Consider the following 13824-nt stretch of genomic DNA (forward strand, 5'->3'; position numbering starts at 1 on the left):
ACACTACCTCGCGGCTCTCGATCGCGAACTCGACACCGATCCGACCGACACCGATTCGCCGTTCTGACGAGAAACCAGCACTCGCGCGCGACCACGGCTAGATGATCAGATTTCTACGGTTTCTCGTGATCGCCAACACCGGAGACCGGCCTTCGCGCCCGCCTCTCGAGCGACGGCACGGGCCAGGACGGCGGCCTGGTCGAAGCCGCGTTCGCGTCGCCGGGAGCGGTGGAGTGGCACCGGAACCACGATGTCCGGCACGAAGGCGGCGGGCACCCGTCGTGTAGCCGCCCGGACCAGCGTCAACACGACCGCGTCGGCCGCCGGGTCGAGGCTCATCAACCCGGATCCGGGATACTTGAAGCGGTGGATCCAGTCCTTCCAGGTGTCGGTGTAGGCGACTTCAGCCGCCCAAGCGGCCAGCGGACGCGGGGGCGGCATGACCACAGGCAGAGCTGGCGGCGGCGCACAGAGCCGACAGAACGGTGGATGTTCGATGGCGCGTCCACACATGGCGCAGCCGTCTGGGAGGAGAAGCATCTCCAACACACGGAGCCACCGGTCTCGATCCAACATGCCCATCGCGGTTTCCGCGGGACCGGGCCAGTTCGAGGCTAGCAGGGCGCGGCGCGTCTCACGCCTGCCACGGTCTACGCAGCCGCGTCGCCGCCGCTGGGCAGTTCGATCGTGGGCGCATCTTCCCAGAGCCGGTCGAGATCGTAGTATTCACGCGTCTCGCCGAGGAAGATATGAACGACCACATCCCCAAGGTCGATCAGGACCCAGCGCCCCTCCTCTTCACCTTCGACCCCGAGCGGCTTCCGGCCGCTCTTCTTGGACGCCTGGATCACGGCGTCCGCGATCGAGCGAACGTGTCGATTCGACGTTCCGGTCAAGATCAGGAACGCGTCCGCGAAGGAAGTGAGTTCCCGCACGTCGAGGGCTACGGGGTTCTGGGCCTTCAGCTCGAGGGCGGCGTCCGCCAGGATGCGCACTCGTTCTTGGGCGGTGATGTCGGTGGGGGATTCAGTCACAGGGTTGGCCCTTGTAGGCGTCACATTTCTCGATCGGCTCCCGAGCGACGTCGGGAACCAGATAGCGGATGGAGCGGCCGTCTCGCAGTCGCTGGCGGATGTCGGTGGCCGAGACGTCAAAGGCCGAGATCGGAACGCGGCGGATCCAGGTGCCCGCCGTGTGATGCCGAGCGAGTTGTCCGCTCGCGTCGACCTCGACGTTCGCAGCCAGCGAAGCCGGGAGCCAGTCGGCCAGATCGCCATCTCCCGGCGGGCGGGTGACCACCGCGAAGTGAGCGAGGGTAGGCAGCGCTTCCGGGGCTCGCCAGGCATCGAGCTGGGTGAAGGCATCCTGGCCGAGGATGAACACCAACTCGGCCGGGGCGAGTTCTTCTCGGAGAAGCCGCAAGGTATCCACCAGATAGGAGGGCCCCGTTCGGCCCTGCTCCGCGGCGGAAACCTCGAAGCGCGGGTTGTCGGCAGTGGCGGCCTCTACCCATCGGTAGCGGTCGCTGGCCGGGGCGAGGAACACGCCGCCGTCGCGTTTCAGCGGCGGATCCGCCGCCGGAACGAAGAGCACACGAGCGAGCCCCAGGCTCTCCGCCACCTCTTCGGCGGCGCGTAGATGCCCGACGTGGACGGGGTTGAAGGTGCCCCCGAAGATGCCGACCAGCCGATTCAAGCGGATGCGCTCATTCGCGTAGCTGGCCATCCCCGAAGAGCACGAACTTGCGGGTCGTGAGCCCTTCGAGTCCCATCGGTCCGAAAGCGTGCAGCTTGGAGGTGGAGACTCCGATTTCGGCACCGAGCCCCAGGCGATAACCATCCGAGAACGCGGTCGAGCAGTTCACGCCTACGGTCGATGAGTTGACTCGTCGCACCCATTCCTGGGAAGAGGCGTAGTCGCTCGTCACGATCACGTCCGTATGCTCGGAGCCGAAGCGCTGCACGTGCGCGACCGCAGCGTCGAGATCGTCGACCACCTTGACCGCCAGGATCTTGTCGAGGTACTCAGCGCTCCAATCCGAATCGGAAGCGGGGACGGCCTCCGAGAACACCTCGCATGTCGCGCTGCAGCCGCGGATCTCGACGCCCTCTTCGTGAAGACGTTTCAAGACCTCGGGCAGCACGCGGGTAGCGGCTCTCCGGTGGCAGAGGAGTGTCTCGAGGCCATTGCAGATCGCCATCTGCCGAAGCTTCGAATCCTGGACGATGGCGGCGGCCATCTCGACCTCGGCACTCGCATCGAGGAAGACGTGGCATACGCCTTCATCGTGCGCGAGCACGGGGATCGACGATTCACGCATGACCTTGCGAATCAAGGGTGCGCCGCCACGGGGAATCATCAGATCGACATAACGATCCATCTTGAGAAGATGATCGATGGCGTCCCGGTCGGTGGTGGGGAGGAGCTGGACGGCATCCTCGGGCAAGCCCGCATCTGCTGTCGCCGAGCGCAGTACCGTACCGAGGGCCTGGTTCGAGTGGAAGGCTTCCGAGCCGCCGCGCAGGATCACCGCGTTGCCGGCTTTCACGCATAACGCCGCGGCATCCACCGTGACGTTCGGGCGCGATTCGTAGATCATGCCGATCACGCCGAGGGGAATGCGCATGCGTCCCACGCGGAGCCCGTTCGGTCGCACGCTCATCTCGCTGATCTCACCAACGGGATCCTGCAGGCGCGCGACCTGGCGCAGCCCGTCGATCATGTCCTCCCACTTGCCCCCTTCCAGGGAGAGGCGGCGAACCATCGGCGCCGCGACACCCTTGTCCTCGGCCTCTGCGATGTCGCGGCGGTTGGCCAGGATAATCGTTTCCCGGCTGGCTTCGAGGTGCTCGGCGGCGCTCAGCAACCAGCCGTCCTTGGTACTACTGGGGAGCGCCGCCAGGACGCGGCTGGCGGCCTGGGCTTGCCGACAAAGCGTTTCGATCTGTTCTTCCAGCTCCATGGGATGCCTCGTGGAATTTCCGTTCGCTCGGCCCGTTTCGTCCGTACCCGGCTCGTCCGGCCGGGTCAGTCGAGCAGCACGAGGTCGTCCCGATGGATCACCTCGTCGCCGTTCGAGTAGCCTAGCACTGGGTTGATCTCACTGGCCTTGCGGCCCTTGATGCGCTCGATCTCGTCTGCGCCATAGGCGGTGAGGCCCCGGGCGAATTCGTTTCCGGTCGGGTCGATGCAAGACACGGGATCGCCGATGCCAAAGCGGCCCTCGACGTTTTCGATGCCCGCTGCGAGCAGGCTGCGGCCGCGATCGCGCAACGCCACGACGGCTCCCGCGTCCACCTCGACCCGCCCGAGAGGGCGCGCCGTGTAGGCGAGCCAGTGTTTTCGTCCGGCCAGCCGATTGCCGGCCAGAAAGAGCGTGCCCACATCCTCGCCAGCCGCGACGCGGGTGAGCGCTCCATCTTTCTGGCCGTTGCAGAGAACGGTTGCAGCGCCGCTTCGCGAAGCCGAGACGACGGCTTCGAGCTTGGTGATCATGCCACCGCGGCCGAAGGCGCTCTCGGAGCCGCCGGCGGCCTTCTTCACCCGTGCGTCGATCTTCTCGACCAGCGGTACAAGGGCCGGTTTGACTTCGCCCGGAACCGGCGGGTGCTCGTACAGCCCGTCTACATCGGTGAGGATCACGAGTAGGTCGGCGCCTACCAGATTGACGACGGTGGCGGAGAGGTTGTCGTTATCGCCAAAGCGGATCTCTTCGGTGGCGACCGTGTCATTCTCGTTCACGACCGGCACGGCGCCGAGGCCTAGCAAGGCGGTCAGCGTGTGGCGAGCATTCAGGAAACGCTCCCGATCCTCGAGGCCCGTGCGTGTGACGAGCACCTGTCCGACGAGCCTGTCGTGGCGATCGAGGCGCCGGCGCCACAGCTCCGCTAGCCCGATCTGCCCGACGGCCGCGGCGGCCTGCTTCTCGGGGATCGATCGACCGGGTTGGGACCAGCCCAGCGAACGGGCGCCGAGAGCGATTGCGCCCGAAGAGACGAGAACGATTTCGCGCCCCTCGTCCATCAAGGCCGCCACCTGCCGCGCAATCGATCCCATCACGCGAGGTCGCACGGCGCCGCCATCGGTGAGCACTCCGCTGCCGATCTTCACGACGATGCGCTTCGCGTCGAGCGCGATCTTTCGCTGGGTCATGCGTCCAACTCCTCGAGGGCGAGGGCGATTTCCTTTACGAGTTCCAGGGTGCCGTCACCGGTCGCTCCCGAAATCCGCAGGACCTGACATCCGCGCTCGTGCAATTCGGCCTCCACCGGTTCCAACGCTGCGCCGTCCGCGAATAGATCCGTCTTGTTCAGCAGGACGATCTCGCGCCGCTCGAGCAGCGAGGCGTCGTAGGCCGAGAGTTCGCCGCGGATCGTTTCATACTCGGAGAGCAGATCACGGCTCGGATCGAGCAAGGCGGCACCATCGAGCAGGTGGACGAGCACCCGGGTTCGCTCGACGTGACGCAGGAAACGATCGCCCAACCCGGCGCCGCTGCTGGCGCCTTCGATCAGACCGGGGATATCTGCGACCACGAAGCGGACCTCATCGCTCTCTACGACACCAAGGTTCGGAACCAGGGTCGTGAACGGATAGTCGGCGACGCGCGGACGCGCCCGTGTGAGCCGACGCAGGAGCGTCGATTTGCCCGCATTCGGCAAGCCGACCAGGCCGACATCCGCGATCAGCTTCAAGGAGAGCCGAAGGCGGAGTTTTTCGCCGGGTTTGCCCGCCGTCGCGAAATCCGGCGCCTGACGCGTCGGTGTGGCGAAGCGCGCATTGCCCTGCCCGCCCCGGCCTCCGTGGGTCGCAACGAAACGCTGGCCGTCCTGCGCGAGGTCCACCAAGGGTTCGGCATCTTCCGGCGCGGCCGTATCGAAGAGCAGGGTGCCGATCGGCACCCGCACCTCGAGGTGATCTCCGCCGGCCCCCGTGCGATCGCTGACGCCCCCCTTGGCGCCGTGCTCCGCACGCAGTTCCTTGCGGTAACGGTAGTCACGCAGCGTCGCGAGGTTGCGATCGGCCACGAACACGACATTGCCGCCGCGCCCACCATCGCCCCCGCTGGGGCCTCCACGCGCGATGAACTTCTCGCGGTGGAAGGCAACCATTCCGTCGCCGCCGTCGCCGGCAATCGCCACGAGGGTGGCTTCGTCGATGAACGATTCAGTGGCCATGGGACACGCTCATCGGGGCACCCCCGACGTTCGTGCGTCTGGCGGCCCCGGGTTCGTTAGTTCGACGGCTCCACACGGGCAACGACCTTGCCCTTGGACTTGCCGTATTGCACCACGCCATCGCGGAGCGCGAAGAGCGTGTAATCCTTGCCGCAGCCGACATGCAGGCCCGGGTGGATCCTGGTTCCCACCTGTCGCACCAGGATGTTTCCCGCACGCACCACCTGGCCGCCGAAGCGCTTCACGCCCCGCCTCTGCCCGTTGGAGTCGCGCCCGTTCCTGGAGCTTCCCTGACCTTTTTTATGCGACATTTCGGCTCTCTCGTTGATCGGGCGCGGGCCTGGCCCACTCCCTGACGTTAGCTGTTGATCGACTCGACGCGGACTTCGGTGTAGGCCTGACGATGGCCCTGCTTGCGCCGATAGCCCTTGCGCCGCTTCATCTTGAAGATCGTGATCTTGGGGCTGCGGGCCTGGGCGGTGATCGTACCCACCACCTTGGCACCGGAGACCAGGGGCGTTCCGACCTGGGCGTCGCCCTCGCCACCCACCAGCAGGACCTCGCCGAATTCCACGGCATCGCCGACCGAGCCGGCCAGCTTCTCGACGCGCACCGCCTGGCCGGGGGAAACCCGCACCTGCTTGCCGCCCGTCTTCACCACCGCGTACATTACGACTCCTCCGGATCCTGGAACCGGGGGAGTATCGGCGATTCGCTTGGAGCGTCAACCGGTTCCGCCGGTGCGGCCAATACCGGAGGCCCGGGGGCCGGGGCGCTGACCGCCTCTTCAGGGGAATCATGCTCCCCCAGGGGATCGGCCAGATCGTCCAGGCTGACCATCTCTTCGATCGGCGCCCCGGTCGGCTTCGCGGCGATCTGCTCTTCGACCGGCTCGGCCTCCTGCTTCTCCTCCGGCTCGACCGGGTCCGGTTTGGCCTCTTCCGCCTTCGCCTCGGCCTTCTCCGCAGCTTCCGGTTCCTTCTCCGCGGCAGCTTCCGGCTCTGCGGTCTCAGCGGCTTCCAGCTCAGGCTTCTCGGCCGTGTCCGGCTCTTCCTTTGCAGCTGCCTTCGGCTGGGCCTTCTTCGGCTCCTCCGGCGCGGACATCCATGGCAGCTCCAGCACCACCGGGGGTCCTTCGGATTCAGAAGTGATCTCGAACTGCTCCTGATGGAAATCGCTGCGTGCCCGGATCTCGATTTCGCGGCCCAGATCCTCCTCGAGCGCATGCAGGGTGGCCCGCTCCGAGCCGAGCAACTGCTCGGCGACCCGCCGGCTGACGGTGACGGCCACCTCACGCCCACAGAAGTTCGGCAGGTCCTTGCGGATCTCGCGCAGGATCTTGTGGGCGACGCTCTCGTCCGAGAGCACGAAGCCCTTGCCCTCACAGTAGGCGCAGGGCTCGCAGAGCATCTGGACCAGGTTCTCGCGGGTGCGCTTGCGCGTCATCTCGACGAGTCCGAGTTCGGAGATCTTGAGGATGTTCGTCCTGGCCTTGTCCCCACGGATCGCTTCCTGGAGCGAGCGGTAGACCTTGTCCCGGTTCTCGGCGCTCTCCATGTCGATCAGGTCGATGATGATCAGGCCGCCGATGTTTCGGAAGCGCAGTTGATTCACCACCTCGCGAACCGCCTCGAGGTTCGTGCGCAGCACCGTTTCCTCGAGATCCCGCTTGCCCACATAGCGGCCCGTATTCACATCGATCGCGGTCAACGCCTCGCTCTGATCGATGATCAGGTAGCCACCACTCTTGAGCCACGCTTTGCGTCCGAGGTTCTGGTCGATCTGCGCTTCGCAGCCAAAGTGGTCGAAGATCGGATCCGAACCCTTGTACAACTCGATCTTGGGCTTCGGATCCGCGACGAATTTGTCGACGAACTCGGTCAGCTCTTTATGCGCTTCAGGTGAGTCGATCACGATCCGCTTGGTCTCGGAGTTCGCGAAATCGCGCACCACACGCAGGGCCAGAGCCGGCTCGGCATAGAGGGTCGCCGGCGCGCGCACCTGATCCTTCTTGATCTGTACGTCATCCCAGACGGAGGTCAGGTAGTTCACGTCCGCTTCGAGATCGGCCTCGCGGGTGCCGCCACCGGCGGTGCGGATGATGAAACCCAGGTCGGCGGGCTTGACCTTGTTCACGATGTCGCGCAGGCGCCGCCGCTCCCGATCGTTGTCGAGCTTGCGCGAAACCCCCACACGTTGGGCCCAGGGCGTGAGCACCAGGTGGCGGCCGGCAATCGAAACATGGGAGGTGATGCGCGCACCCTTGGTGCCGATCGGCTCCTTGGCGATCTGCGCGACGATCTCCTGTCCCTCATGGAGCAGGGTCTCGATGCTCGAAACGCGCTTTCCCTGGCCGCGGCGTCGTCGGCCGCGCGGATCACCATCCGTGCTATCGAGCTTCTCGATGTTCTCGACGTAGTCGCCGGCGTAGAGGAACGCGGCCTTCTCGAGGCCGATGTCGACGAAGGCGGCTTGCATGCCGGGCAGCACCCGGGTGACGCGCCCCTTCACCACACTGTTCTCGACACTGCGGCTCTTCGCCCGCTCGATATGGAGCTCGACGAATTGTTTCTTCTCGAAAATGGCTACCCGGGTTTCGCCGGGTGAGGCATTGATCAGGATCTCGTTCTGCATTCCCGCCTTTCGGGCCGGGATTCGCGGGCGCAGATGAGCGTCGAATAGGTCGCGTACACGCCTGGGGCCTCCGGCTTGGGTGTGCCGATCGGGCCGGTCCGGGCGACCGTGGCTGGAATGCCGCCAATGGCGGCGGGGCAGGGTTCAGGCGCGCAGTGTCCTGGCCAAAGCCAGGCACTGCGGGACGGGCAGCTCGGCCAACGTCCCGAAACTCGGTTGCTTTTTGCTCCGACACCGGATGTCGCACAGCTGCCCGGTACGCTCACCGCGCTCAAGCGCGGTAGGGACCAAGAGCTGGAATCGCGGTGTCGCCAATCGGTTCACTCAGTGGTTTGTGGTTTGGAATCTCTGCTGCGGCCGGTGCCGGGCCTTGAAGCGCACGCGAAAATGAACCCCATTCTGTCCGCGCTCCAAGCTCGGCTCGATGCCCGCTACACTGCCCGGTTAGGACCCCGCGGGAAAAATGGCCGCCAAAGCTCATCCGGGAGCATCATGGATCGTGACTCCAAGGTCAAGAACCCCGCAGGGGACCCGCGACGCGCCCTTCCTTCCATTGATCGGCTGACCCGTGATCTGACCCAAGCTGCCCCTGACCTGCCGGTCTGGGCCATCCAGGCGGCGGCCCAGCAGGCGGTGGCCGAGGCGCGCTCGGCCCTGGAGGCAGGTGAAGGTGCGGGTGAGGTCGTCCTGGAAGCCCGCCGCCGGGCCGCGGCGCTGGCTCGGACGAGCCCGGGCCGCGTCGTGAACGCCACCGGGGTGGTGCTGCACACGAACCTCGGTCGTTCTCCTCTGGCGCCGGCCGCCGCTTCGGCCGTGGCGGCGGCGAGCCTTGGCTACTCCGATGTGGAGCTCGATCTGGCCAGCGGCGGTCGGGGCAAGCGCCAGGCGAGCTTGACCGGAATGCTCTGCTTGTTGTCCGGGGCCGAGGATGCCCTGGTCGTAAACAACAACGCCGGCGCCGTCCTGTTGGCCCTGGCTGCCCTCGCGCGGGGTCGCGACGTGATCGTCTCCCGGGGCGAGCTGGTCGAGATCGGCGGCTCCTTTCGTGTGCCCGAGATCCTCGAGCAGGCTGGGGTTCGGCTGGTGGAGGTCGGCACCACGAACCGCACGCATCCCCGGGACTACGAGCGGGCGATCGGTCCCGAGACGGGTGCGCTCCTCAAGGTCCACCGCAGCAATTTCGAGCAGCAGGGCTTCGTGACCGAGGTCGGCATTCCCGAGCTTCGGCAGATCGGCAATGCCCACGGGGTGCCGGTCATCGACGACCTCGGCAGCGGTACATTGCTCGATCTGCGCAGGGAGGGCCTACCCGACGATTCCTGGGCCCCAGGCCGCCTGCAACAAGGCGCCGACCTGGTGTGCTTTTCTGGCGACAAGCTGCTCGGCGGCCCTCAAGCCGGCATCGTGCTGGGCCCGGGTGAGACCGTCGGCCGACTGCGCGCGAGCCCTCTGGCGCGGGCCCTTCGCCTCGACAAGCTCGGAATGGCCGCTCTGGATGCCACGCTGCGCCTCCTGCTGGAGGATCGTCGCGAGGAGATCCCGACGCTGCGTATGCTGCTCGAGCCCCTCGAGCAGGTGGGTGAGCGCGCCCGCGCCCTCGCCAAGCGCCTGGGTGAACGGCTCCAGGATGCAGCGGAGATCGAGGTGCTGGCGGTTCCAGGGGCGGTCGGTGGAGGCTCGCTGCCGGGTTTCGAGCTGCCGAGTGTGGCCGTCGCGATCCGGGCAACCGCGGGGGCCGATGCGTTGGCCGAAGCGCTTCGCGGAGCGCCGGTGCCCGTGCTCGCACGCACCCGGGACGATCGCGTATGGATCGATGCCCGCACACTTCAGGGCGGTGAAGACGTTCTCGTCGAACAAGCCCTCGCCCACGCCCTCGGCCTCAGGTAGCCTCCCCCGAGGGCAATCCCATGTTGAACTCGAGCGTCCTCGTACTCAATCGCTCGTATCTGCCGATCCACGTAACGTCGGTGCGGCGGGCGTTTGCCTTGCTTTACCAGGGGATTGCGCGGGCTGTCGACGCTCAGTACCAGACTTTCGATTTCGAGGGTTGGAGCCAGTTGGCCGTGGCCCGCGATGCGGAGGCCATCGGCACGTCGTCCGGGCGTATTCGCGTCCCGCGCGTGATCGTGTTGGTCGCGTTCGACCGGCTGCCCAAGCGCCACGTGCGTTTCAGTCGCATCAACTTGATGGCGCGCGATGGTTTCCAATGCCAGTACTGCTCGCGGAAGCCAAGCCGCGCCGAGCTGAATCTCGACCACGTCGTGCCCCGCGCTCTCGGCGGTCGCAGTACCTGGCTGAACGTCGTCACCAGCTGTGTCGACTGCAATCGCAAGAAGGGGGGGCGAACCCCCCGGCAGGCCGGCATGAAGTTGCTCAGCCAGCCCAAGCGACCGCGCTGGACGCCGCTCATGAACCTGATGTTGTCGAGCGTGCGCTATGAAGAGTGGAAGCCCTTCCTGAGTGTGGTCGACGCTTCCTACTGGAACGTCGAGCTGGCAGAGTAGGGGCGTACACCGCCTGGAAATTCGTGACCGCAAGCACGCCGCACGCCGGCCGGAGTCCCGTGACCGCAAGCACGCCCCCTCATCTTCCTAGAGCCCGACTCGTCGCCGTAGGTGGTGGCAAAGGTGGCGTGGGGAAGACCTTTCTCTCCGCCAATCTCGCCCACACCCTGGCACGTGCCGGCTACAAAGTGGTGGCTGTCGATACGGATATCGAAGGCCCCAACCTGCACACCTGGCTAGGCGTGAAGACACCGCGGGCCAGCCTTGCGGATTTCGTCTCGGGCCGGGAGAGCCGGGTCGAGAACCTGCTGCAGGAGACGCCCCATCATGGTCTGGGTCTGCTCGCTGCGACCCATGGCAACCTGGCGGCGGCGCAACCCAGCGCAGCACGGCGAGCAGAGCTGCTCGGCGCCCTGCGCGAGCTGCCGTGCGACTTCGTGTTCGTCGATTGCGGTGCCGGCGCCCATCCCGCGAACATCGACTACTTCCTGGTAGGCGACGAAGGGCTGTTGGTGTTGCACCCGGAGCCGACTTCCGTCGAGAACACCTACACCTTCATCCGTGCGGCGTTCTACCGGCGCATGCAGCTGGCGATGCAGAAGCACGACGTGCGCGAGTGCGTGCGCGAGGCGATGGACCAACGCAATGATCGCGGAATCCGCACGCCCTTGGATCTGCTTCGGGCGGTCGAGGAGATGGATCCCGAGGAAGGTCAGCGCTTCGCGGCCACCATGAAGACCTTCCGGCCGCGGGTCGTCGTGAACGAGGTCGCCAGCACGGAAGACATCAAGCTCGGCTTCTCCGTGCGCAGTGTGTGTCGGAAATTCTTCGGCATCGAGGTCGATTACGTCGGCTACGTGAACCGGGACCAGGCGGTTCGAGACGCCGTGTTGCTTCGAAAGCCGCTGACGGAGGTTCATCCCGAAAGCGACGCAGCGGTGTATCTTCAGCGGGTGGCTGGAAAGCTCGTTGAAGCAGCTCGCGATGCAGGATCGTCCCGATGAAGCCCCTCTCCGAAATGACGCATTACGATGTACTCGAGATCCAGGCCGGATCCCCGGTCGAAGAGGTCGTGCGTGCCTACCGGATCGCCCAGACCACCTGGGCCGCGGATGGTCTCGCCACCTACTCGCTCTACGAAGAGGGTGAGTCCGAGGCCATCCGGGAGCGGATCGAGCTGGCCTATCGGGTGCTCTCGGAGCCGGATACGAAAGCCGAGTACGATCGCCGGCTCGAGCCCGTCGAAACCGAGCTGGATTTCGAGGAGGTCGATCTCGATCTGCAATTCGTCGATGAGACGGTCACAGGCTCGTCGGTCGATCTGGTGCCCGCGGAAATCGAGGCTTTCGACGATGCCGGGGACGAAGGCAGCGACACGGAGTGGACGGGGGCCCGCCTGCGCCGCGCTCGTCTGCGCCGAGGCATCGATCTCGAAAAAATCGCCGAGGTGACGAAGGTCAATCCGACCTACCTGCAGTACATCGAGCAGGATCAGTTCGAGGATCTCCCGGCGGCAGTCTACGTGCGGGGCTTCGTCGTTTCGCTCGCAAGGTGCATCGGCTTGGAATCGAGCCCGGTGGCCGACGGATACATGGCCCGGTTTCGCGAGCACACGCCCGAGAAGCGCCGCCCTCTGGGGCGACGCGCCCGGCGTTAGGCTGAGCCATGCAACTGATCGACGATACGGAGCGCGCGACGCGTCTGGCGCGCGCCATCCTCTCGGATGTCATGACCTACCATCCCGAGAAGGTTCGGCTCGGCATCGAACGCGATGATCTTTTCGCTCGTCTGGCACCGGAGATTCGCGAGGCGCGTACCTACTTCGCATCGCGGGTGACACCGGATGTGGCGGCAAAGACCAACGCCTTCGATCGCGCGCTCGTGGATGTGATGGTGTTTCGCAGCGCCGGCGTGTCGTCCAGGATCTGGTAGTTGCGGCTTCGGGTTGGCGAGGCCGAGGCGGGTCAACGCCTCGACCAGGTCGCTGCCACCTCGTTCGGGGTGCCGCGGGCCCAGGTGCAACGCTGGGCACGTAGCGGACATCTCCAGCTGAACGGTGCCGCCGCCAAGCCAAGCGCCCAGGTCCGCGAGGGGGATACCATCGAAGCGGATCCGCCGGATCCCGTGGCGTCGGAAGTCCTGCCCGAGCCGATTCCGCTGGCCATCCTTTTCGAGGACGATGCCGTGATCGTTCTGGACAAACCGGCTGGCATGGTGGTGCACCCGGCACCCGGCCATAGCGGCGGCACGCTCGTGAATGCGTTGCTGCATCATTGTGGCGACCTGGCGGGGATCGGCGGTGTGATGCGTCCTGGGATCGTGCATCGACTCGATCGAGGGACATCGGGAGTGATGGTGGTCGCCAAACACGACGCAGCCCACCTGGCGCTCGCAGAGCAGTTCCAGAGCCACGAGATCGACCGCCTCTACAGGACATGGGTGCGAACCGTTCCGAATCTGGATCGGGGTCATATCGATCAACCGATCGGGCGGCACCCGCGCGACCGCAAACGCATGTCCATCGTGACACGTCACGGGCGGGAGGCGCGCACGAATTGGGAGGTGGAGAAGCGCTATCTGGCGAGCGGGATCGCGCGCCTGGCGATTCGGCCCGAGACGGGGCGGACCCATCAAATTCGTGTGCATCTATCCTCCAATGGCATGCCATTGTTAGGCGACGACGCCTACGGAAAGGGCCGCCGTGCGAAGGGCCCCGTGCGTTTCGACAGGCCTGCCCTGCATGCGGCGTGTCTGGGTTTCATCCATCCGGTGACCGCGGAGCGCTTGAGTTTCGAGGCGGAACTTCCGGCTGATCTACGAGAGCTGGAAGCACGCCTCGAGGTGCGCGAGGCATGAGCCCTGTCCTGCAGGCGCGCCTTCTGCCGGTGGACCACGGCTTTGGCACCCGCGACACAGGAGCACCGCAGGGCCTGCGGCGTCCCAAGCAAGTTCATGGTGTCGGCGTGGCGATCGTCCGTGAGCCAGGGGCAGAGGCGCTCGGCGAGGCCGATGCGGTCGTCTGTGACGAGCCTCGGGTACCGGTCGGCATCGTCACTGCGGATTGTGTCCCGATTCTCGTTGCGAGCCGGGACGGCCGAGCCGTGGCGGCGATTCATGGGGGTTGGCGCGGGCTGGCGGCAGGCGTGGTCGGTTCCGGTGTGGCAGCGCTACGCGAGCTGACCGGTGACGAACTGGTCGCGGCGATCGGTCCCCACGTAGGTGCCTGCTGCTACGAGGTCGATGCACCGGTCCTCGATGCGCTCAGAGAACGCTTCTCCGGCATCCTGGCTGGAGCCTCTCGGCCGTCCCGCCCGGGCCACCGTTGGCTCGATCTCGGCAAGGTCGCTCGCGATGCGCTGGAACGAGCGGAGGTCGCCGCCGTCGAGTGCCTTCCCGACACCTGTACCGCCTGCCCGGGAGCGCCCTTCTTCAGCGTGCGCCGCGATGGAGCGGACACCGGTCGTCTGGTGCATTGGATTCGCCCCGGATGAGGGTTTGCCTTCTCCCTC

The 13824-nt window shown here is 66.0% G+C and carries 16 protein-coding genes; 7 read left to right on the plus strand and 9 right to left on the minus strand.

Annotated elements, in window-relative coordinates:
- Positions 1–105: 105 nt before the first annotated feature.
- The 9 genes from GY937_10250 to GY937_10290 form a co-directional block, all read right to left on the minus strand.
- Entirely contained in the window at positions 106–582 is a 477-nt protein-coding gene (locus tag GY937_10250) for a hypothetical protein (GenBank protein ID MCP5057090.1), read from the minus strand.
- Positions 583–650: 68 nt separating this feature from the next.
- Positions 651–1013, minus strand: coding sequence for a ribosome silencing factor (rsfS, locus tag GY937_10255; protein ID MCP5057091.1), 363 nt, complete (start codon positions 1011–1013; stop codon positions 651–653).
- A 13-nt stretch (positions 1014–1026) separates the two neighbouring features.
- Complete coding sequence (gene nadD / locus GY937_10260; GenBank protein ID MCP5057092.1) at positions 1027–1725, minus strand: nicotinate (nicotinamide) nucleotide adenylyltransferase; 699 nt, start codon at positions 1723–1725, stop codon at positions 1027–1029.
- On the minus strand, positions 1706–2962 hold the full coding sequence (locus GY937_10265) for a glutamate-5-semialdehyde dehydrogenase (GenBank protein MCP5057093.1): 1257 nt from the start codon (positions 2960–2962) through the stop codon (positions 1706–1708). The genes nadD and GY937_10265 overlap by 20 nt, the downstream gene beginning before the upstream one ends.
- A 65-nt stretch (positions 2963–3027) precedes the next feature.
- A complete protein-coding gene (proB, locus tag GY937_10270; GenBank protein ID MCP5057094.1) occupies positions 3028–4152 on the minus strand; it encodes a glutamate 5-kinase in 1125 nt (374 codons plus the stop codon).
- On the minus strand, positions 4149–5177 hold the full coding sequence (obgE, locus tag GY937_10275; GenBank protein MCP5057095.1) for a GTPase ObgE: 1029 nt from the start codon (positions 5175–5177) through the stop codon (positions 4149–4151). Before obgE ends, proB begins: the two co-directional genes overlap by 4 nt.
- A gap of 56 nt (positions 5178–5233) precedes the next feature.
- Positions 5234–5488, minus strand: coding sequence for a 50S ribosomal protein L27 (gene rpmA, locus GY937_10280; GenBank protein MCP5057096.1), 255 nt, complete (start codon positions 5486–5488; stop codon positions 5234–5236).
- A 47-nt stretch (positions 5489–5535) separates the two neighbouring features.
- A complete protein-coding gene (gene rplU / locus GY937_10285) occupies positions 5536–5847 on the minus strand; it encodes a 50S ribosomal protein L21 (protein MCP5057097.1) in 312 nt (103 codons plus the stop codon).
- Positions 5847–7811 carry an Rne/Rng family ribonuclease gene (locus tag GY937_10290; protein ID MCP5057098.1) on the minus strand — a complete coding sequence of 655 codons (1965 nt, stop codon included), beginning with the start codon at positions 7809–7811 and terminating at the stop codon, positions 5847–5849. Before GY937_10290 ends, rplU begins: the two co-directional genes overlap by 1 nt.
- Positions 7812–8303: 492 nt before the next feature.
- Here GY937_10290 and GY937_10295 point away from each other — a divergent pair, with 492 nt between their 5' ends.
- The 7 genes from GY937_10295 to GY937_10325 all read left to right on the plus strand — a co-directional run bounded on the left by GY937_10295 (position 8304) and on the right by GY937_10325 (position 13806).
- Entirely contained in the window at positions 8304–9698 is a 1395-nt protein-coding gene (locus tag GY937_10295; protein MCP5057099.1) for an L-seryl-tRNA(Sec) selenium transferase, read from the plus strand.
- 20 nt (positions 9699–9718) lie between these two features.
- On the plus strand, positions 9719–10315 hold the full coding sequence (locus GY937_10300; GenBank protein ID MCP5057100.1) for an HNH endonuclease: 597 nt from the start codon (positions 9719–9721) through the stop codon (positions 10313–10315).
- Positions 10316–10443: 128 nt separating this feature from the next.
- On the plus strand, positions 10444–11319 hold the full coding sequence (locus GY937_10305) for a MinD/ParA family protein (protein MCP5057101.1): 876 nt from the start codon (positions 10444–10446) through the stop codon (positions 11317–11319).
- Complete coding sequence (locus GY937_10310) at positions 11316–11972, plus strand: hypothetical protein (protein MCP5057102.1); 657 nt, start codon at positions 11316–11318, stop codon at positions 11970–11972. The genes GY937_10305 and GY937_10310 overlap by 4 nt, the downstream gene beginning before the upstream one ends.
- A gap of 8 nt (positions 11973–11980) precedes the next feature.
- Complete coding sequence (locus tag GY937_10315) at positions 11981–12247, plus strand: hypothetical protein (GenBank protein ID MCP5057103.1); 267 nt, start codon at positions 11981–11983, stop codon at positions 12245–12247.
- Positions 12248–13171 (plus strand): RluA family pseudouridine synthase, encoded by a 924-nt coding sequence (locus GY937_10320; GenBank protein MCP5057104.1) that lies wholly within the window; start codon positions 12248–12250, stop codon positions 13169–13171.
- On the plus strand, positions 13168–13806 hold the full coding sequence (locus GY937_10325) for a polyphenol oxidase family protein (GenBank protein ID MCP5057105.1): 639 nt from the start codon (positions 13168–13170) through the stop codon (positions 13804–13806). Before GY937_10320 ends, GY937_10325 begins: the two co-directional genes overlap by 4 nt.
- The last annotated feature ends 18 nt before the right edge of the window (positions 13807–13824 follow it).

Source organism: bacterium, from assembly GCA_024228115.1.
GTDB lineage: Bacteria > Myxococcota_A > UBA9160 > UBA9160 > UBA6930.